18 protein-coding genes are annotated in these 19,249 nt (G+C 73.2%); 11 read left to right on the top strand and 7 right to left on the bottom strand.

Annotated features, from left to right (window positions below; translation table 11 throughout):
- The first annotated feature begins 181 nt into the window (after positions 1-181).
- Complete coding sequence (locus tag ABEE00_RS12165; protein ID WP_345745368.1) at positions 182-1,582, top strand: cysteine desulfurase/sulfurtransferase TusA family protein; 1,401 nt, start codon at positions 182-184, stop codon at positions 1,580-1,582.
- A gap of 90 nt (positions 1,583-1,672) precedes the next feature.
- On the opposite strand, the gene ABEE00_RS12160 is transcribed toward ABEE00_RS12165, so the two are convergent.
- Positions 1,673-2,650, bottom strand: coding sequence for a carbohydrate kinase family protein (locus ABEE00_RS12160; protein ID WP_345745367.1), 978 nt, complete (start codon positions 2,648-2,650; stop codon positions 1,673-1,675).
- Positions 2,651-2,808: 158 nt separating this feature from the next.
- Between ABEE00_RS12160 and ABEE00_RS12155 the strand changes: the two genes are divergently transcribed.
- Together ABEE00_RS12155 and ABEE00_RS12150 are read left to right on the top strand one after the other, a co-directional pair.
- Complete coding sequence (locus ABEE00_RS12155; protein ID WP_345745366.1) at positions 2,809-3,015, top strand: hypothetical protein; 207 nt, start codon at positions 2,809-2,811, stop codon at positions 3,013-3,015.
- A 243-nt stretch (positions 3,016-3,258) separates the two neighbouring features.
- A complete protein-coding gene (locus tag ABEE00_RS12150; RefSeq protein WP_345745365.1) occupies positions 3,259-4,740 on the top strand; it encodes a hypothetical protein in 1,482 nt (493 codons plus the stop codon).
- A gap of 133 nt (positions 4,741-4,873) precedes the next feature.
- Here ABEE00_RS12150 and ABEE00_RS12145 read toward each other — a convergent pair whose 3' ends face one another.
- Entirely contained in the window at positions 4,874-5,227 is a 354-nt protein-coding gene (locus ABEE00_RS12145) for a HesB/IscA family protein (protein WP_345745364.1), read from the bottom strand.
- 259 nt (positions 5,228-5,486) lie between these two features.
- Between ABEE00_RS12145 and nadA the strand changes: the two genes are divergently transcribed.
- Complete coding sequence (gene nadA, locus ABEE00_RS12140; protein ID WP_345745363.1) at positions 5,487-6,662, top strand: quinolinate synthase NadA; 1,176 nt, start codon at positions 5,487-5,489, stop codon at positions 6,660-6,662.
- 21 nt (positions 6,663-6,683) lie between these two features.
- On the opposite strand, the gene ABEE00_RS12135 is transcribed toward nadA, so the two are convergent.
- The 4 genes from ABEE00_RS12135 to ABEE00_RS12120 form a co-directional block, all read right to left on the bottom strand.
- Positions 6,684-7,361 (bottom strand): response regulator transcription factor, encoded by a 678-nt coding sequence (locus ABEE00_RS12135; protein WP_345745362.1) that lies wholly within the window; start codon positions 7,359-7,361, stop codon positions 6,684-6,686.
- Entirely contained in the window at positions 7,358-8,743 is a 1,386-nt protein-coding gene (locus ABEE00_RS12130; protein ID WP_345745361.1) for a sensor histidine kinase, read from the bottom strand. The genes ABEE00_RS12135 and ABEE00_RS12130 overlap by 4 nt, the downstream gene beginning before the upstream one ends.
- Before the next feature lie 137 nt (positions 8,744-8,880).
- The gene (gene pspAA / locus ABEE00_RS12125; protein ID WP_345745360.1) at positions 8,881-9,159 is read right to left on the bottom strand and encodes a PspA-associated protein PspAA; all 279 of its coding nucleotides are present in this window, start codon (positions 9,157-9,159) and stop codon (positions 8,881-8,883) included.
- 135 nt (positions 9,160-9,294) lie between these two features.
- Positions 9,295-10,113, bottom strand: a complete 819-nt coding sequence (locus ABEE00_RS12120) for a PspA/IM30 family protein (RefSeq protein WP_345745359.1) — start codon at positions 10,111-10,113, stop codon at positions 9,295-9,297.
- A 313-nt stretch (positions 10,114-10,426) separates the two neighbouring features.
- On the opposite strand from ABEE00_RS12120, the gene ABEE00_RS12115 reads away from it, so the two are divergent.
- Positions 10,427-11,023 (top strand): DUF3043 domain-containing protein, encoded by a 597-nt coding sequence (locus ABEE00_RS12115; protein WP_345745358.1) that lies wholly within the window; start codon positions 10,427-10,429, stop codon positions 11,021-11,023.
- Positions 11,024-11,079: 56 nt separating this feature from the next.
- Positions 11,080-11,754 (top strand): class I SAM-dependent methyltransferase, encoded by a 675-nt coding sequence (locus ABEE00_RS12110; protein ID WP_345745357.1) that lies wholly within the window; start codon positions 11,080-11,082, stop codon positions 11,752-11,754.
- A 104-nt stretch (positions 11,755-11,858) separates the two neighbouring features.
- Here ABEE00_RS12110 and ABEE00_RS12105 read toward each other — a convergent pair whose 3' ends face one another.
- The gene (locus tag ABEE00_RS12105) at positions 11,859-12,077 is read right to left on the bottom strand and encodes a hypothetical protein (protein ID WP_345745356.1); all 219 of its coding nucleotides are present in this window, start codon (positions 12,075-12,077) and stop codon (positions 11,859-11,861) included.
- 92 nt (positions 12,078-12,169) lie between these two features.
- On the opposite strand from ABEE00_RS12105, the gene ABEE00_RS12100 reads away from it, so the two are divergent.
- The 5 genes from ABEE00_RS12100 to lpdA all read left to right on the top strand — a co-directional run bounded on the left by ABEE00_RS12100 (position 12,170) and on the right by lpdA (position 19,218).
- On the top strand, positions 12,170-13,378 hold the full coding sequence (locus tag ABEE00_RS12100; protein ID WP_345745355.1) for a bifunctional adenosylcobinamide kinase/adenosylcobinamide-phosphate guanylyltransferase: 1,209 nt from the start codon (positions 12,170-12,172) through the stop codon (positions 13,376-13,378).
- 472 nt (positions 13,379-13,850) lie between these two features.
- Positions 13,851-14,939: a nicotinate-nucleotide--dimethylbenzimidazole phosphoribosyltransferase gene (locus ABEE00_RS12095; RefSeq protein ID WP_345745444.1), complete on the top strand. Its 1,089-nt coding sequence runs from the start codon at positions 13,851-13,853 to the stop codon at positions 14,937-14,939.
- Entirely contained in the window at positions 14,939-15,775 is an 837-nt protein-coding gene (locus ABEE00_RS12090) for an adenosylcobinamide-GDP ribazoletransferase (RefSeq protein ID WP_345745354.1), read from the top strand. The genes ABEE00_RS12095 and ABEE00_RS12090 overlap by 1 nt, the downstream gene beginning before the upstream one ends.
- 169 nt (positions 15,776-15,944) lie before the next feature.
- Positions 15,945-17,522, top strand: a complete 1,578-nt coding sequence (locus ABEE00_RS12085; RefSeq protein WP_345745353.1) for a leucyl aminopeptidase — start codon at positions 15,945-15,947, stop codon at positions 17,520-17,522.
- A 307-nt stretch (positions 17,523-17,829) separates the two neighbouring features.
- A complete protein-coding gene (gene lpdA, locus ABEE00_RS12080; protein WP_345745352.1) occupies positions 17,830-19,218 on the top strand; it encodes a dihydrolipoyl dehydrogenase in 1,389 nt (462 codons plus the stop codon).
- Positions 19,219-19,249 lie beyond the last annotated feature (31 nt).

Here is a 19,249-nt window from a genome sequence, read left to right as displayed (position 1 = left end):
GGAGGGTCCCCAACGCGCCGCGCGCAGCTCCGAAGGGGTGGAACCCCCGGTTCCGGCACGGGATATGACGCTTCGACGCACGGCGGCGCGCCGCTCGCTGCACCCGGCCCCTCCCGTACGCGGAGAACGCCTGGCCCACTGGGCCGTCCGGGCGTGTCAGGCCGCGCGCTAGCGTGAGGGCGTGCCGTACTTCGACGCCGCGTCAGCGCTCCCCCTCCACCCCGTCGCGCGGCAGGCGCTGCTCGCCTCGCTGGACGAGGGCTGGGCCGACCCCGCGCGGCTGCACCGCGAGGGGCGGCGGGCCCGGATGCTGCTGGACGCCGCGCGCGAGACCGCGGCCGAGGCGGTGGGCTGCCGCCCGGACGAGCTGGTCTTCACCCCCTCGGGAACCCACGCCCTGCACACGGGAATTGCCGGCGCGCTCGCCGGGCGCCGCCGTGCGGGCGACCGCCTGGTGCACTCCGCCGTCGAGCATTCGGCCGTGCTGCACGCCGCCGGGGCGCACACCGACCGCGGCGGCAGGGCGGCCGAGGTGCCGGTGGACCGTACGGGGAGGGTGACGGCTGCGGCGTACGCGGAGGCACTGGCGGAGGGCGGCACCGCGCTGGCCTGCCTCCAGTCGGCCAACCACGAGGTCGGCACCGTGCAGCCGGCCGGCGAGGTCGCCGAGGTGTGCGCGGAGAAGGGGGTGCCCCTCCTGGTGGACGCCGCCCAGACGCTGGCCTGGCGCACCCCCGAGGCGGGCTGGTCGGTGCTGACCGGGAGCGCCCACAAATGGGGCGGTCCCCCGGGCGTCGGGCTGCTCGCGGTGCGCAAGGGCACGAGGTTCGCGCCGCCCGCGCCCTCGGACGAACGGGAGTCGGGCCGCTCCCCCGGCTTCGGGAACCTGCCGGCCGTGGTCGCGGCCGCGGCCTCGCTGCGCGCGGTGCGCGCCGAGGCGGACGCCGAGGACGCCCGGCTGCGCGCCCTGGTGGACCGGATCAGGACGGGGGTTCCCGAGCTGGTCCCCGACGTGGTGGTCGCGGGCGACCCCGCACGACGGCTGCCGCACGTGGTCACCTTCTCCTGCCTGTACGTGGACGGCGAGGCCCTGCTGCACGCGCTGGACCGCGAGGGCTTCTCGGTGTCCTCCGGGTCCTCCTGCACGTCCAGCACCCTGACGCCGAGTCATGTGCTGCGGGCGATGGGCGTGCTCTCGGAGGGGAACGTCCGGGTGTCCCTGCCGCCCGGTACGGCCGAAGAAGACGTGGAGCGGTTCCTCGCCGTGCTGCCGGACGCGGTGCGCGGCGTGCGGGCGCAGCTCGGCGCCCGGCCCGCGCGCGGCACGCCGGCCGGGGCCGGCGGGGAGGGGATCACCGTGGACGTGCTGGGCGAGGCCTGCCCCGTTCCGGTGATCGAGCTGGCGAAGGTGATCGGCGACGTGCCGGTGGGCGGCACCGTCACGGTGCTCTCCGACGACGAGGTGGCCGGTCTTGACATCGCCGCCTGGTGCCATATGCGCGGGCACACCTATCTGGGGCACGAGGGCACGGCGTACCGGGTCCGGCGCGAGGCCCCGGAGGACGAAGCCGCAGAGGAGTAGCCCGCACGGCCGGCGCACACAACTGGCCCGCACGCCGAAGGGGTGCCCCGTGCGGGGCACCCCTTCGTCCGTCGTACTCGTCCTGCCGGATCAGGCGGGCAGGTGCGCCTGCACCTCGGTGGCGGCGTCGTGGCCGTACGCCTTCTCGAAGCGCTCCAGGAAGTGGCTGCGGTGCAGCTCGTACTCCTGGGTGCCGACGGTCTCGATCACCAGGGTGGCCAGCATGCAGCCGATCTGGGCCGCGCGCTCCAGGCTCACGTTCCAGGAGAGGCCGGAGAGGAAGCCGGCGCGGAAGGCGTCGCCGACGCCGGTCGGCTCGACGCGGGCCTCCTCCTGCGGGACGCCGACGGTGATGGGCTCCTCGCCCTTGCGCTCGATGCGCACACCGTTCTTGCCGAGGGTGGTGACCCGCATCTCGACCTGCTCGAGGAGCTCCTCCTCGGTCCAGCCGGTCTTGGTGAGGATGAGCTCGCGCTCGTACTCGTTGGAGAAGAGGTACTTCGCGCCCTTGGTCAGGGTGCGGATGTCCTCGCCCTCCATGCGGGCGATCTGCTGCGAGTAGTCGGCGGCGAACGGGATGCCGAGCGAGCGGCACTCCTCGGTGTGCCGCAGCATCGCCTCGGGGTCGTCCGCGCCGATGAGCACCAGGTCGAGGGCGCCGGTGCGGTCCGCGACCGTCTTCAGCTCGATGTTCCTGGCCTCGGCCATGGCACCGACGTAGAAGGAGCCGATCTGGTTGTGCTCCGAGTCCGTGGTGCACGTGAACCGGGCGGTGTGGGCGGTCTCCGAGATGTGCACCGACTGGGTGTCCACACCGTGCCGGTCGAGCCAGGCCCGGTAATCGTCGAAGTCTTCGCCCGCCGCGCCGACCAGGATCGGGGTGACCCCGAGCTGGCCCATGCCGAAGGCGATGTTGGCTCCGACACCTCCTCGACGGACGTCGAGGGCGTCGACGAGGAACGACAGCGAGACCGTGTGGAGTTGGTCGGCGACCAGCTGGTCGGTGATCCGACCCGGGAAGGTCATCAGGTGGTCGTTCGCGATAGAGCCTGCAACTGCGATACGCACGACTAAATCTGCTCCTGGGAGGAGACGGTTAGTGGGCAGCCCTCGTTTCCCGAGGGCACAGGCGCACGCTACCCGCTTGGGCCCCAGATACGAACAGGACGGAACTACCTGATAGTAGGGCCTTCCCGGCAGGTCACCGGCTGCGTAGCGTCAAATCCATGGAGAACACCGCGCTTCACGGCGCCGAGCACGATTCCCTCGAGCAACTTCTGGGTGACTGTGCGCTGATGACCCCGCACTGGAGGGTGACCGACTCGGCGGCCGAGCTCCCCGCGGTCCCCGCGCGGCCCGAGGAGCTGCACGGCGTGCGCGTACCGGCCCGTTCTGCCCGCCTGCTGGACGGAATGTCCGAGTACGGGGACTGAGGGAACGGAGACCGCGGGCACCCGGACCGGGCCACGTACGGCGCGGCCCGGGCACTGCACGGCGCAGCGGTACGAGGTCCGAGCGCGCACACCCTTCGCGGCAGCCACCCCGTAAATCCGCGGGCCCACCTGCGGGGAACCGCCCGCTCCGGCGCTCCGTCACATCGGCGTCAGCACATGAGGGGCACGGCCTTCCCACGGCGGGCCTCACATGGTGAGCGGAGCCGAAGAAGGAGCGATGAGGTGAGCACGGAACCGTCCCCTGCTCTGGGCGGGGATGCAGACGCCCCCGACGAGCGGCACCCGCAGCAGCGGCGCAGGCAGCGCAGGACCGTACTGGCCGTGGCCCTGGCGGTCCTGGTGGCCGGCGGCGGAGGCGCGTACTGGGCCGCGGGTGCCGGCAGTGACGAGAACACTTCCGCTTCCGGCGGGCCGCCCCGGCTCGCCCTCGACGGCCTCGCCGCGGGCGGCAAGAGCGGCCCCGCGGCCCCCGGCAAGGGCGCGGGCGGCGTGAACGGCGGGGTCAACGGAGGCGTGAACGGAGGCGCACAGACCGGCATCGCGCCCGGCGAGCCGACCAACGCGCGGCCCTTCAAGGCGGCGCCGGGCGCGCTCCCCGACGGCCCCGGCAAGGCGGCGGTGTACCGCCCGTCCGGGAAGATCAGCGAGGGCCAGGTCGCCGCGCTGGCCAAGGCGCTCGAGGTGAAGGGCACGCCGAAGAAGGAGCAGGACCGCTGGACGGTCGGCGCCCCGGGCAAGGGCGAGGAGCCCTCGCTCACGGTGGACACCGGCTCCTCGGCGGGCAACTGGACGTACGAGAAGGGCGGCAGGGCGGCGGACTCCACCGAGGGCGAGCCGCTCTCGGCGAAGAAGGCCGAGGACGCGGCGGCCCCCGCGCTCGAGGCGCTCGGCCTGCCCGGCGCGAAGACCTCGGCGGACGCCACGATGGGCGGCCAGCGCGTGGTCGAGGCGCAGCCGCACATCAAGGGGCTGCCGGTGCAGGGCTGGGACAGCGTGTTCACGGTCGGCCCGAAGGGCGAACTGCTGCGCGGGCACGGCAATCTGGCGCAGACCGAGAAGGGCGACAGCTATCCGCTGCTCTCGGCCGAGGACACCCTGAAGCAGCTCAACGAGCAGCGGCCCAAGCTCCCCAAGGGCGCCGACGAGCCCAAGCCGGCCGAGGTGTCCAAGGCCCGACTCGGCCTGGCGGTCGAGCGCTCGCACGGCAAGCCGGTCCTGGTGCCGTCCTGGCTGTACGAGGTGAAGGACGCCTCCGACAACGCGGAGCCGGTCGCGCAGCCCGCCATCCAGCCGAAGTTCCTGGAGTCGGCGCCCGGCCAGGGCCCGATGCTCCCGCACCCCGCCAAGCCCGACGAGCCGAGCGGCGGCGCGAAGCCCGCCGAGCCCGGCAAGGGCGGCGACGGCGGCAGGGGCGATGCGGGCGCCGGGATCGGCAAGGCCGTGAAGCAGGCGGTCAACACGTACAAGGCGGACGGCCGCACGCTGAAGCTGACCTTCTGGGGCGGCGTCTGCGACACGTACAAGGGCACGGCCGAGGAGAGCGGTGACGAGGTGAAGGTCACCGTGCAGCCGAAGCACCCGGACGCCAAGAAGATCTGCGTGAAGATGGCGAAGAAGCAGACCGTCGAGGTCGAGCTCGACAAGCCGCTCGGCGACCGCAAGGTCGTGGACGCGCGCAACGACAAGGCGCTGCCCGGCAGTTGATCAGGCGGCACGCGCCGGCGGAGATCAGCGGGCGCGCATACGGAAACGACGGCGGCGGATCCGCGCAGGATCCGCCGCCGTCGTGCCGTTCAGTCGTACGGCGAGGCCGTACCGCCGATGCCCGGTGGAGGGCTCAGCTGAAGGAGTCGCCGCAGGCGCAGGAGCCCGAGGCGTTGGGGTTGTCGATCGTGAAGCCCTGCTTCTCGATGGTGTCGACGAAGTCGATGGAGGCGCCGCCGAGGTAGGGGGCGCTCATGCGGTCGGTGACGACCTTCACGCCGTCGAAGTCCTTCACCACGTCGCCGTCGAGCGAGCGCTCGTCGAAGAAGAGCTGGTACCGCAGGCCGGAGCAGCCACCCGGCTGGACGGCGACGCGCAGCGCCAGGTCGTCGCGGCCTTCCTGCTCGAGCAGGCTCTTGACCTTCGCCGTGGCGGTGTCGGACAGGATGATGCCCTCGCTCACAGCGGTCTCGTCCGAAACGGACATCTGCTTCTCTCCCGGGTTGTACGGACTGCTCTGCCACCGGGGTCAACCGGAGGCCTCCCGGATTCATTCCAGGCTTGGCACGTCTTTACGGCTTTCTCGTCCCACATGCTCGCACACCGGAGGCGGCGGCGGGGAGTGCGTCACATTGACGCGATGCCCATCGTCAATCTGACGTGAAGCGGCTATGATAGATAACGTCAGTTAGACGAAAAGCCGTGCGGCGGCCAGCCGGTACGGCGCTACAGAAAGGGTGGGTGCCGTGACCGCCCAGCCACTCGACGTACAGCCCACGCCCCTTGCGCTGCTGCTTCTCGGGCGGGACGCCGACCCGAAGAGCGAGCGCGGCGTGGACTGCCCCGGGGACCTGCCGGCTCCCTCAGACCCGGATCTGGTGGAGCGCGCACGCGCCGCGAAGGAGAAGCTCGGAGACCGCCTCTTCGTGCTGGGCCACCACTACCAGCGGGACGAGGTCATCGAGTTCGCCGATGTGACCGGTGACTCCTTCAAGCTGGCCAGGGAGGCGGCGGCGCGGCCCGACGCCGAGTACATCGTGTTCTGCGGCGTGCACTTCATGGCGGAGTCGGCCGACATTCTGACCAGCGACGCACAGCAGGTGGTCCTTCCCGATCTCGCCGCGGGCTGCTCCATGGCGGACATGGCCAACGCCGAGCAGGTCGCCGAGTGCTGGGACGTGCTGACCGAGGCGGGGGTCGCGGAGACCACCGTGCCGGTCTCGTACATGAACTCCTCGGCCGACATCAAGGCGTTCACCGGCAGGCACGGCGGCACGATCTGCACGTCCTCCAACGCGAAACGGGCGCTGGACTGGGCCTTTTCGCAGGGCGAGAAGGTGCTCTTCCTCCCCGACCAGCACCTCGGGCGGAACACCGCGGTGCGGGACATGGGCATGTCCCTCGACGACTGCGTCGTCTACAACCCGCACAAGCCGAACGGCGGGCTGACCCGCGAGCAGCTCCGCGACGCGAGGATGATCCTGTGGCGCGGGCACTGCTCCGTGCACGGCCGCTTCTCGCTGGACTCCGTGAACGAGGTCCGCGAGCGCATCCCCGGCGTGAACGTGCTGGTCCACCCCGAGTGCAAGAACGAGGTGGTGGAGGCCGCTGACTACGTGGGCTCGACGGAGTACATCATCAAGGCGCTCGACGAGGCGCCGGCCGGCTCGAAGTGGGCGATAGGCACCGAGCTCAACCTCGTACGGCGGCTGGCGAACCGGTACGCGGAGCAGGACAAGGAGATCGTCTTCCTGGACCGCACCGTGTGCTTCTGCTCCACCATGAACCGCATCGACCTGCCGCACCTGGTCTGGGCCCTGGAATCGCTGGCCGAGGGCACGGTCGTGAACCGCATCGAAGTCGACGCGGAGACCGAGAAGTTCGCCAAGCAGGCACTGGAGCGGATGCTCGCGCTGCCGTAGAAGCAGCCGCGCGGGCGGCCGTCAGCTTCCCGGCCGCACCAGACCGGTCTCGTACGCGAGGACCACGAGCTGCGCCCTGTCGCGGGCGCCCAGCTTGGACATGGTGCGGTTGACGTGGGTCTTCACGGTCAGGGGGCTGACGGCCAGCCGCTCGGCGATCTCGTCGTTCGAGCGGCCCTGCGCGACCTGGGCCAGCACCTCGCGCTCCCGCCCTGTCAGCGCGGCCAGCCGCGCGTCCTCCTCCGGCGGCCCGGACGCGCCCGCGCCGCCGCCGCCCGCGAGGAAGCTGGCGATCAGCCCCTTGGTCGCGGCAGGGGACAGCAGGGCCTCGCCGTGCACCGCGACGCGGATCGCGTTCAGCAGCTCCTCCGGCTCGGCTCCCTTGCCGAGGAAGCCCGTGGCGCCCGCGCGCAGCGCCTGCACCACGTACTCGTCCACCTCGAAGGTCGTGAGGATCACCACCTTCACCCCGGCGAGCTGCGGGTCGGCCGTGATCGCGCGGGTCGCCGAGAGGCCGTCGCTGCCGGGCATCCTGATGTCCATCAGCACGACGTCGGCGGCCCGTTCGCGGGTGAGGCGCACCGCCTCGTCGCCGTCGGCCGCCTCCCCCACGACCTCCATGTCCGCCTCGGACTCCACCAGGACGCGGAAGGCGCTGCGCAGCAGGGCCTGGTCGTCGGCGAGCACCACTCTGATCACTGCGCGGGCTCCTTCGTCTCCGTCTCGTCCGCACCGGCCGGCGGCGCGGTGCGCGGCGGCTGGAGCGGCAGCCGCACCTGTACGCGGAAGCCGCCGCCCGCGACGGGCCCCGTCTCGCAGCGTCCGCCCAGCGCCGCGGCGCGCTCCCGCATGCCCAGCAGCCCGTGGCCGCCGCGCCCCTCCCCCGGCCCCGCGTCGGCCGGCGCCGCGACCCCGGCGCCGTCGTCGGTGACGGTCACCTCCAGGACCTCGCCCCCGGCCGCCGGGTCCGCCGCCTGCCGCGCGATGCGCACCTCGGCCCGCGCACCGGTGCCCACGTGCTTCTGCACATTGGTCAGCGCCTCCTGGACGACCCGGTACGCGGTGAGGTCCACGGCGGAGGGCAACTGCGCTCCCCCGGCGGCGGGTTGACCGTCCCCGGATTGGCCGTCCCCGGGTCGGCCGTCGCGCTCCACGGTCACGGTCAGCCCGGCCCGTACGAAGCCGTCCACCAGCTCGTCCAGCACGCCGAGGCCCGGGGCCGGTTCGGTGGGGGCGCTGCTCTCGCCGGACTGCCGGAGCAGCCCCACCGTGGTCTGCAGCTCGTCCAGCGCGTGCCTGCTCGCCTCCCGTACGTGCGCGAGCGCCTGCCGCGCCTGGTCCGGGCGCTGGTCCATGACGTGCGAGGCGACCCCGGCCTGCACGTTGACCAGCGCGATGTGGTGGGCGACCACGTCGTGGAGCTCCCGCGCGATGCGCATCCGCTCCTCGGCGACGCGGCGCCCGGCCTCCTCCTCGCGGGTGCGCTCGGCGCGTTCGGCGCGCTCCCGCATGGCGTCGATGAAGGCCCGGCGGCTGCGTACGGCCTCACCCGCGGCGGCGGCCAGTCCGGTCCAGGCGAAGATGCCCAGGTTCTCCTGCGCGTACCAGGGGCCCGAGCCGAAGAGCATGCCGGCTGCCGTCAGCACGGCGACCGTGGCCGCGCCCACCCGCCAACTGGTCAGCCGGTCCGTTGAGTTGGTGACCGTGTAGAGCGCGATGACCGCGGCGGCCACGACGGGCGCGCGGCGGTCGGCCTGCACGCCGCTGCGCGGGTCGAGCACGAGGGAGACGACGCAGACCAGCACGGTGAAGCAGAGCACCGGGAGCGCGGCCCTGCGGCGCAGCACCAGCGCGCCGCAGGCGAGCAGCGCGGGCACCACGGTGTGCGGGGTCAGCGGCCGCTGGCCGACGGCGGGGCCGCCGTGCGCGCCGTGCGGCTCGGTGGAGGCGCCGACCAGCACCGCGGCGAGGGCGCCCAGCGCGATCAGCACGTCCACCAGGTACGGGTGCGCCCGCAGCCACTCCCGCGCGGCGGCCGGACGGCTCGCCGCTGAACCGTTCGTCACGGAACTGTTCGTCACCTCAGGCACGTTACGGCTCCCCGGTGCGGGCGCGGGAGCCGGTACCCGCGAGGCGGGCCCGGTCCTGGCGCGTGCCCCGTCCCGCACGGAGCCCCGGCCCGGGCGCGGGACCGCGCAGGCCCCGTGAGGGCCCGGGGTCAGCCCGGGATCAGGCCGTCCTCGCTGAGCATCTCCCGCACCTCGCCGAGGGACGCGTCCGGCGCTGGCAGGATCAGCTCCGAGGGCTCCAGCGCGTCGTCGGGCAGCGCGGTGCCCAGCGTGCGCACGGCGTCGAGCAGCGCCGTGAGGGTGCGCCGGAAACCGGCCTCGTCCCCGCCCTCCATCTCGGCGAGCAGCTCGTCGTCCAGCTTGTTCAGCTCGGCGAAGTGGCTGTCCTCCAGCTTCACCTGGCCTTCGCCCATGATCCGTACGATCATGTCGCTCTCCTTCCGGCGGGGAGCCGGTCCGGCGGTCCTGCGCGGGTCACGGCGTGCGGGTCACGGCATGCGCGTCACGGCGTGCGGCTCGTCCCTGCGGCTCACGTCCTGGTGTGGCAGTGGGCCGCGCGCGGCTCACTGCTTGTCGAACCTAGGCGTCTCCGGGCTCTGCTGCCCCGCCGACTCGCCCTGGCCCTGCTGCGTCCCCTGCTGGCCGCCCTCGATGGCCTGCCTGCCCTGGTCGGATGAGCCCCCGGCCAGCTCGGCCTTCATCCGCTGGAGCTCCAGCTCCACGTCGCCGCCGCCGGAGAGGCGGTCGAGCTCGGCGGTGATGTCGTCCTTGGCCATGCCGGACGGGTCGTCCAGGGCGCCGGAGGCGAGCAGCTCGTCGATGGCGCCGGAACGGGCCTGCATCTGCGCCGTCTTGTCCTCGGCGCGCTGGATCGCCATGCCGACGTCGCCCATCTCCTCGTTGATGCCGGAGAAGGCCTCGCCGATCTGGGTCTGCGCCTGGGCGGCGGTGTAGGTGGCCTTGATGGTCTCCTTCTTCGTACGGAAGGCGTCCACCTTGGCCTGGAGGCGCTGCGCGGCGAGCGTCAGCTTCTCCTCCTCGCCCTGCAGGGTCTGGTGCTGCGTCTCCAGGTCGGAGACCTGCTGCTGGAGCGCGGCGCGGCGGGAGATCGCCTCGCGCGCCAGGTCCTCGCGGCCGAGCGCCAGCGCCTTCTTGCCCTGGTCCTCCAGCTTGGAGGACTGGCCCTGGAGCTGGCTGAGCTGGAGCTCCAGGCGCTTGCGCGAGGTGGCCACGTCGGCGACGCCGCGGCGCACCTTCTGCAGCAGCTCCAACTGCTTCTGGTACGAGTAGTCGAGCGTTTCGCGCGGGTCCTCGGCCCGGTCCAGGGCCTTGTTGGCCTTCGCGCGGAAGATCATCCCCATACGCTTCATGACACCGCTCATGGGCCTCGCGCGCCCCCTTTTTCGTAACGGACTGGGCCTTACGCACATGTACAGACCCCAGCCTACGGGGCCCGGTTCCATTACCGCACCGTTCGGAACCGGATGCGGTCCTCCTGGAGAACGATCGTGCGGCGGAGTCTCCCGCGCAGGGAGGAGCGGCACGGAGGAGCCGTACCGGGGAGCCGTACGGAGGAGGGGCGCGGGTGGCGGGTGCCGGGGAGGGGTGCGGAGCGGGGCCCCGGCGCGGGCCCCGGCGAAAAGGCCGAGGGGAGGGACTGCCGGGTCCGGGGGCGCACACCGTACTCTTGGGGTTGTGTTCCGAAGCCGTTCGAAGGAAGGGCAGGCCCACACCTCAGCGGTGACCGAGGCCGAGCCCAAGCAGACCCGCGATCCGCAGGCCCCCAAGGGCCGCCCGACGCCGAAGCGGAGCGAGGCGCAGTCGCAGCGCCGCACCGCCGTGAAGGCGCCCTCCAGCCGCAAGGAGGCGGCCCAGCGCCAGCGCGAGACGCGGCGCGCCGACATGGCGCGCCAGCGCGAGGCGCTGGCCAACGGCGACGAGCGGTATCTGCCCGCGCGCGACAAGGGCCCGATGCGCCGCTTCGCGCGGGACTACGTGGACTCGCGCTGGTGCGTCGCGGAGTTCTTCCTGCCCATCGCGGTGATCATCCTGGTGCTGAGCATGATGCCCTCGCTCCAGCTGAAGAACATCTCGCTGCTGCTCTGGGTCTTCGTGATCGTCATGATCGTGATCGACTCGGTGGTCACCGGCATGCGGCTGCGGAGCACCCTGGCCGAGCGCTTCCCGAAGGAGAACCGCCGCGGGGTCGTCCGCTACGCCCTCATGCGCACCCTCCAGCTGCGCCGCATGCGCCTGCCGAAGCCGCAGGTCAAGCGCGGCGAGAGGCCCTGAAGCCGCAGCGGCTGGTCTCCCGGCAGCTCGACGAACAGCTCGCGGCCCACTTTCCCGTGGGCCGCGAGTTGCGCGTGCTCGACACCTCGCTCGGCCGTGACCGCGCCGACAGGGCGATACGTTTCGCCCGCGAGGGTCACCGGGTGACCGCCCTGGAATCCGACCCCGATCTGCTGGAGCTGGCGCGCGAGTCGGTCGACGCCGAGCCGAAGGAGATACGGCGCCGCATACGGGTCGTGCCCGGCGGCAGCGAGGCCACCGGAGCGCACTTCCTGCCGGGCAGCTTCGACCTGGTGCTCTCGCACGGCGACCTCATGGAGGCCCAGGACCCCTCCAACACGCTCGCCGGGCTGGCGCGCGTGCTGGACGCGGGCGGGCTCCTGTCCCTGCTCGTACGCAACGACGACGCGCTGGCCCTGATCCCCGCGCGGGCCGGCGACTGGGACGCGACGCTGGCGGCGCTGGGCTTCACCGAGCGCACCTTCCGGCTCGACGACCTGGCCTCGCTGCTCTCGCGGCTGGGGGTGCCGCTGCGGCAGTGGTACGGGGTGCAGGTCTTCTCCGGTTCCGCGCCGCAGGAGGCGCGGGCCGCCGGGGACGACCGGGACGAACGGCTCCAGGAGGCCGAGATGGAGGCGGAGTTGCAGGCCGGGCGCACGGACCCGTACCGGGCTGTGGCCCCGATGCTGCACCTCTGTGCTTCCCGGCAGGCCGCGGCCGCGGCGTCCTGACGCACGCAAGGCGGCCGCGGCCTCCTGGCGTACGCGCGCAGCAAGAAGGTGCCCCCTCCTCCCGGGAGGGGGCACCTTTCTGCACGTGCGGGCGGCGGGGTGCCTCAGCTCTCCGCCGGCTCCTCCGCGTGGAGGCTCATCGGGCCGTACACCACCGCTCCGTCGTCCAGCAGGGTCACCTGGTCGGTGCCGCCCTCCTGGAGCTCCTTCCAGACCTCGCCGACCCACGACTCGGCGTCGCCCTGGGTGGGGAACTCCTCGGGCTGGACGGCCGGTTCCGTCTCCGTACCGTCGGACTTCTCGAACCGCCACGTCCACGCCATCTGCGCCTCCCGACATCGACTGCTGCTGTGGCTGCTGTCCGCAGAGTAGTCCTGGGTGCGCGCCCGGCGACCGCACACGAGACGATCGTGGTGTGGAACTCACTCTGCTCGGCACCGGCGCGCCCGCCGGTCTCCCCCGCCCCGGCTGCCCCTGCGCGGCCTGCGCCTCCGCCGTCGGCGATGAGGCGCGCGCCGCCACGGCGCTGCTGATCGACGGTGCGCTGCTGCTCGACCTCACGCCGGGCCCGGCCTTCGCCGCGGCCCGCGCGGGGCAGACCCTGCAAGGGGTACGGCAGGTCGCGCTCTCCCACCCGCACGAGGGCCCGGCGCTGGAGGTGCCGGCCGGGCTGCCCGCTCCCGTACGGGTGCCCGACGGCCAGGAACTGGCCCTGATCAGCGGCCACCGGCTGCGCGCAGTGCCGCTGGACGCGCCCGGCACCGGCTACCTGGTGACCGGGCCCGGCGGGGAGCGGCTGCTGTATCTGCCGCCCGGGGCCTCTGCGGCCGGTCTCGAGGAGAGCGCGGCGGACGAGGGTCCGTACGACGTGGTCGCGCTGGACGTGGTGGGGCGGCCCGACGCGCTGGCCAGGCTGCGGAGTTCGGGTGCGGTGGGCGCGGCGACCGATGTGCTGGCCGTGCACATCGGGCACGACGTGCACCCGGGTGCCGAGCTGCACCGGCGGCTGGCGGCGGCCGGGGCGCGCGCCGTGCCCGACGGGGCCTCGCTCGGCGTGGGCGAGTACCACGAGGTGCCCGAGGTGCCGCGCCGCACGCTGGTGCTGGGCGGGGCGCGTTCGGGCAAGTCGGCGGAGGCGGAGCGGCGGCTCGCCGCGTTCCCCGGGGTGCTGTACGTGGCGACCGGGGGTACGCGGGAGGGGGACCCGGAGTGGGCGGAACGTGTCGCCGCGCACCGCGAGCGGCGGCCGCCGTCCTGGCGCACGAAGGAGACCTGCGACCTGGTGCCGCTGCTCGCCGGGGAGGGCCCGCCGCTCCTGATCGACTGCCTCTCCCTGTGGCTGACCCACGTCATGGACGAGGTCGGCGCGTGGGACGACGCGAAGTGGCGGGCAGGCGAGGCGCCGCGGGCGCTGCGGGAGCGGGTGTCGGGTCTGGTGGGGGCGCTGCGGACGACGTCCCGCACGGTGGTGGCGGTCAGCAACGAGGTGGGCTCCGGGGTGGTCCCCTCGACCCCCGCGGGCCGCCGCTTCCGCGACGAACTGGGCCGGGTGAACGCGGAGTTCGCATCGGAATGCGAGTCCGTGCTCCTGACGACAGCGGGCCTGGTCCAGCCTCTGCGCTGAACCTTTGGGCGCCCCCGCCTTCGCGCTGCACTGACGCCGCGCGTCGCACCACCGGCCCCGCGGCTGCGCCCGGCACGGGTAGCGCTCCAACCGCCGGCCGGCCCCACTGGGCTGCTCACTGCTCCGGCGGACAAGGGGTTCTGGCACCGGGCGGCCACGCTGCCCACCTGGCGGTGGGGTCGCCGCCGCAGCGGCCAACACCCCTCCCCCGCCGCAGCGGCGGTCAGCAACCCCCTGTCCCGCCGCGGCGGAACGCCCGTCCAGCGGGAGCCGTCGGCGGTGGCAGCGCCAGCCGCGCTCCAACCGCCGACCAGACCCGCTGGACTGCTCGCCGCTCCGGCGGACAGGGGGTTCTGGCGCCAGGGGCAGCCGCACTCATTCCGCGGCGGACGAGAGGTGAGCGGCGAGTAGCCCCTGTCCCGCCGTGGCGGAACCCTGTGCCGTACGCTTCGCGAGCATGAGTGACCGCACGCTGGACCTGGATGACTTCTCCGATCTCATCGAGCGGCCGCACGGAGGACTCCGGCGGGACGCCGAGGAGCGGCGGGCCCGTACGGGGCTGCCGGAAGGGGCCCTCGGCAAGCTCGACGAGCTCGGCGAGTGGCTGGCGGCCGCCCAGGGGAAGCTGCCGGTCAGCCCGGTCGCGCAGCCGCGGATGGTGGTGTTCGCCGGGGACCACGGCATCGCGGAGCAGCAGGTGTCGGCGTACGCACCGGGCTCCGCGTACACCCTCGTACGCGAGGCACTGGACGGCGCCTCCCCCGCGGCGATCCTCGCCGCAACGCACGGCGTCCCGCTCCGCGTTGTCGACATGTCGCTCGACTGCGACCCGGACCTGCTCCCGGAGGACGTCACCAGGCACAGGGTGCGCCGCTCCTCCGGGAAGCTGGACACCGAGGACAGCCTGACCGCGGAAGAGGCCGAGCGCGCCTTCCGCGCCGGGGTCGCGGTGGCCGACGAGGAGGCCGACTCGGGTACGGATCTCGTGGTGCTCGGCGACCTGTCGGTGGGCGGCACGACGGCCGCGGCCACGCTGATCGCGGCGCTCTGCGGCACCGACGCCTCCGTGGTCACGGGCCGCGGCGGCGGCAACATCGACGACCTGGCGTGGATGCGCAAGTGCGCGGCCGTACGGGACGGCCTGCGTCGCGCACGGCCCGTACTCGGCGACCAGCTCCAGCTCCTGGCCGCCGTGGGCGGCGCCGACCTCACCGCGATCACCGGCTTCCTGCTCCAGTCAGCGGTGCGGCGTACCCCGGTCGTCCTCGACGGCGTGGTCTCGGCGGCCTGCGCGCTGGTGGCGCAGCGGGCCGCGTTCCGCGCGCCCGACTGGTGGGTCGCCGGGCACCTGAGCGGCGAGCCCGCGCAGGCCAAGGCGCTGGACCGGATGGCGCTCGAACCGCTCGTGGAACAGGGCCTCGCCGTCGGCGGCGGCGCGGGCGCCCTGCTCGCCCTCCCCCTCATCCGCGGCGCGGCGCGCCTGGCCGCCGACCTCCCGGTGTCCGAGCCGGAGGCGAAAACCGAGGAGCACGTCGAGGACAACCTCGACGACGCCACCTGATGAGCGACAACACCGGGAACACCGAGGACACCGGGAACACCGCTCCGGATGAGAAGGGCTCCGCCTCCGACGGCCTCCGCTTCGCGCTCGGCACCCTCACCGTGCTGCCCGTGACCGTGCACCGCTGGGACCGGGCGGCCGCGCGCAAGGGCATGCTGAGCGCCCCCTTCGCGGGCCTCGCCGTGGGCGCGGCCGCCGCCGTGCTGGGCGTGCTGCTCCAACTGCTCGGCGCCGGCCCCCTGCTGGCGGCCGTCGCGGCGGTGGCCGTGCCCGCCGTGCTCACCCGCGGCCTGCACCTGGACGGGATCGCGGACGTCGCCGACGGCCTCGGCAGCGGCAAGCCGGCCGAGGACGCGCTGCGCATCATGAAGCGCTCGGACATCGGCCCGTTCGGCGTGGTGACGCTGCTGCTCGTGCTGCTGGGCCAAGTCGCCGCCGTGGCAGGACTGTTCGCGCGCCCCGACGGCTGGGCGTACGGCGCGCTCGGCATCGCGGTGTCCGCGGTCACCGCCCGCACCGCGCTGACCCTCGCCTCCCGGCACGGCGTACCGGCTGCCCGCCCCGAGGGGTTGGGCGCCGCCGTGGCCGGAACGGTTCCGGTGCGCGCCGCGTACGCAGTCGCCGCCGCCGTCGCCGTGCTGGCCGCGCTCGTCGCCGTACCCCTGTCCCCCGCGGCAGCCGCGTACGCCGCAGCGGCCGTCGTACTCGGGCTCTGCGCAAGCGAGTTGCTGCTCCACCACTGCCGCCGCAGATTCGGCGGCGTCACAGGCGACGTCTTCGGCGCCCTCGCGGAGACCGCGGCGACCGCGGCCCTCGTGGTGCTCTCGCTCCACTGAGCGGCCGACCCGGCGCATACCCGAATCCGCGCCGCACGCCCGTCCGTACGAAGCGGGGCATACGATGCCCCGAAGCCTGTCCGGAAACCGGCCCCGCGGCGCGCACACCCCGCGGCCCGGGCCCTCCGGACGCCATCTGGACCCGCAACGGAAGAAGGTCGCACCCAACGTGTCTGCTCTGACTCTCAGTTCCTCGTCCGCCGCCACGCTGCGCGCGGACGCCGTCGTCGTGGGCGTCGCCAAGGGCGAGAAGGGGCCCGTCGTCGCGCCCGGCGGCGAGGCAGTGGACAAGGCGTACGGCGGCAAGCTCGCCGCGACGCTGGAGGCGCTCGGCGCGAGCGGCGCTGAGGGCGAGGTCACCAAGCTCCCGGCACCGGCGAGCGGCGTGAAGGCACCGGTGGTGGTCGCGGCGGGGCTGGGCGAGGCGCCGGGGAAGAACGCCGGGTACGAGGCGGAGGCGCTGCGCCGTGCCGCGGGCTCCGCCGCCCGCGCGCTGGCCGGCTCCAAGAAGGCCGCCTTCGCGCTGCCGGTCGCGGACGCCGGGGCCGTCGCCGCTGTCGCCGAGGGCGCGCTGCTCGGCGCGTACGCCTTCACCGAGTTCCGCGGCACCGAGGGCGAGGCCGCGAAGAACGGCGCCAAGAAGGGCGACAAGGGCGAGAAGGCCGGCAAGGAGAAGAAGGACAAGTCGGCGCCGCTCGCCGAGGTCGCGCTGCTCGGCGCCAAGCCCCGGGACAAGGAGCACAAGGCAGCCGCCGAGCGCGCCCAGGTGCTGGCCGAGGAGGTGCACCGGGCGCGCGACCTGGTCAACACGCCCTCCAACGCGCTGAATCCGGCCACCTTCGTCACCCGCGTGCAGGCGGCGGCCAAGGAGCACGGCCTCAAGGTCGAGGTGCTGGACGAGAAGGCGCTCGCCAAGGGCGGCTACGGCGGCATCATCGGCGTCGGCCAGGGCTCCTCGAACCCGCCGCGGCTGGTCCGCGTCGCCTACACCCACCCCAAGGCGAAGGCCTCGCTGGCGTACGTGGGCAAGGGCATCACCTACGACTCGGGCGGCATCTCGCTGAAGCCCGCGGGCCACAACGAGACCATGAAGTGCGACATGGGCGGCGCCGCCGCGGTGTTCTCCGCGGTCACGGCCGCCGCGCGGCTCGGGCTCAAGGTCAACGTCACCGGCTGGCTGGCGCTCGCCGAGAACATGCCCTCGGGCTCCGCGACCCGCCCGGGCGACGTGCTGTCGATGTACAGCGGCAAGACCGTCGAGGTGCTGAACACCGACGCCGAGGGCCGCCTGGTGCTGGCCGACGCGATCACCCGGGCCGGCGAGGAGTCGCCGGACGCGATCGTGGACGTGGCGACCCTGACCGGCGCCATGATGGTCGCGCTCGGCCTCCGTACCTTCGGGATCATGGGCAACGACGAGGGATTCCGCGGCACGGTGCACGAGCTGGCCACCGCCGCGGGCGAGGACTCCTGGCCGATGCCGGCGCCCGCGCACCTGCGCAAGGGCATGGAGTCGCCGACCGCCGACATCGCCAACATCGGCGAGCGGATGGGCGGCGGCCTGGTCGCCGGCCTCTTCCTGGAGGAGTTCGTGCCGGCGGGTACGAACTGGGCCCACCTGGACATCGCGGGCCCCGGCTACAACGACTCGGCCGCGTACGGCTACACCCCCAAGGGCGGCACCGGCTCCGGCGTGCGCACCCTGGTGGGACTCGCCGAGCGCGCGGCCGACGGCGGCCTGGCCTGAGCGGCCACCGCTGACGGGCCCGGCCGACAGGCCCGAGCCCTCGCGCGGCACAGCACGGCACGTGTGAGCCGCGCAACACCGTACGGCCCCGATCGCTACCGGCGAACGGGGCCGTACCTCGCGGTAGACCGGCCCGGCGTCCCGCCCGCGAGCGACAAGTGACAAGATGGATGACCGGCAGGACAGGGCCCCAGCGCGCGGCTTCACCACAAGCCGAGTCCAGGGCCGAGGAAGAACAGCGGCCGAACCTACAGCCGCCCGGTCACAGCAGACCGGCTCCGGCGTACCCATGCATGGAGGACGTGACGTGGCGAACGACGCCAGCACCGTTTTCGACCTAGTGATCCTCGGTGGCGGCAGCGGCGGCTACGCCGCGGCGCTGCGCGGCGCGCAGCTGGGTCTCGACGTCGCCCTGATCGAGAAGAACAAGCTGGGCGGTACCTGCCTGCACAACGGCTGCATCCCCACCAAGGCGCTGCTGCACGCCGGTGAGCTGGCCGACCAGGCCCGCGAGGGCGCCGAGTTCGGCGTGAAGACCACCTTCGAGGGCATCGACATCCAGGGCGTCCACAAGTACAAGGACGAGGTCGTCTCGGGCCTGTACAAGGGTCTCCAGGGCCTGGTCGCCTCCCGCAAGGTGACGTACGTCGAGGGCGAGGGCAAGCTGTCCTCCCCCACCTCGGTGGACGTGAACGGCCAGCGCTACGAGGGCCGCCACATCCTGCTGGCGACCGGTTCGGTCCCGAAGTCGCTGCCCGGCCTGGAGATCGACGGCAACCGCATCATCTCCTCGGACCACGCGCTGACCCTGGACCGCGTCCCGGAGTCCGCGATCGTGCTGGGCGGCGGCGTCATCGGCGTCGAGTTCGCCTCCGCGTGGAAGTCCTTCGGCACCGACGTGACCATCGTCGAGGGCCTGCCGCACCTGGTCCCCGCCGAGGACGAGAGCAGCTCCAAGCTGCTGGAGCGCGCCTTCCGCAAGCGCGGCATCAAGTTCCAGCTCGGCTCCTTCTTCGAGAAGGCCGAGTACACCGAGAACGGCGTCAAGGTCACCCTCGCCAACGGCAAGGAGTACGAGGCCGAGGTGCTGCTCGTGGCCATCGGCCGCGGCCCGGTCTCGCAGGGCCTGGGCTACGAGGAGGCCGGGGTCGCCACCGACCGCGGCTTCGTCCTGGCCGACGAGTACTGCCGCACCAACGTGCCGACCATCTCGGCCGTCGGTGACCTGATCCCCACCCTCCAGCTGGCCCACGTGGGCTTCGCCGAGGGCATCCTCGTCGCCGAGCGGCTCGCGGGCCTGAACCCGGTGCCGGTCGACTACGACGGCGTTCCGCGCGTCACCTACTGCCACCCCGAGGTCGCCTCCGTCGGTCTGACCGAGGCCAAGGCCAAGGAGGTGTACGGCGCGGACAAGGTCGTCACGCTGAAGTACAACCTGGCGGGCAACGGCCGGAGCAAGATCCTCAAGACCACGGGCGAGATCAAGCTCGTCCAGGTACGCGATGGTGCCGTGGTCGGCGTCCACATGGTCGGTGACCGCATGGGCGAACAGGTCGGTGAGGCCCAGCTGGTCTACAACTGGGAGGCACTGCCGGCCGAGGTCGCGCAGCTCATCCACGCCCACCCGACGCAGAACGAGGCGCTCGGCGAGGCCCACCTGGCCCTCGCGGGGAAGCCCCTGCACTCCCACGACTGACCGTACGTCGGGCGCGACGCACGACCATTTC

It is taken from the genome of Streptomyces odontomachicola (genome assembly GCF_039605595.1).
Taxonomy (GTDB): domain Bacteria; phylum Actinomycetota; class Actinomycetes; order Streptomycetales; family Streptomycetaceae; genus Streptomyces.
This window is presented reverse-complemented; position numbering and strand designations above follow the sequence as displayed.

Excerpts from the sequence above, each read along its gene's own strand:
- ABEE00_RS12145 (WP_345745364.1), bottom strand. The coding sequence starts at position 5,227 with ATGTCCGTTTCGGACGAGACCGCTGTGAGCGAGGGCATCATCCTGTCC.
- pspAA (WP_345745360.1), bottom strand. The coding sequence starts at position 9,159 with ATGATCGTACGGATCATGGGCGAAGGCCAGGTGAAGCTGGAGGACAGC.
- ABEE00_RS12155 (WP_345745366.1), top strand. The coding sequence starts at position 2,809 with ATGGAGAACACCGCGCTTCACGGCGCCGAGCACGATTCCCTCGAGCAA.
- ABEE00_RS12090 (WP_345745354.1), top strand. The coding sequence starts at position 14,939 with ATGAGCGACAACACCGGGAACACCGAGGACACCGGGAACACCGCTCCG.
- ABEE00_RS12120 (WP_345745359.1), bottom strand. The coding sequence starts at position 10,113 with ATGAGCGGTGTCATGAAGCGTATGGGGATGATCTTCCGCGCGAAGGCC.
- ABEE00_RS12105 (WP_345745356.1), bottom strand. The coding sequence starts at position 12,077 with ATGGCGTGGACGTGGCGGTTCGAGAAGTCCGACGGTACGGAGACGGAA.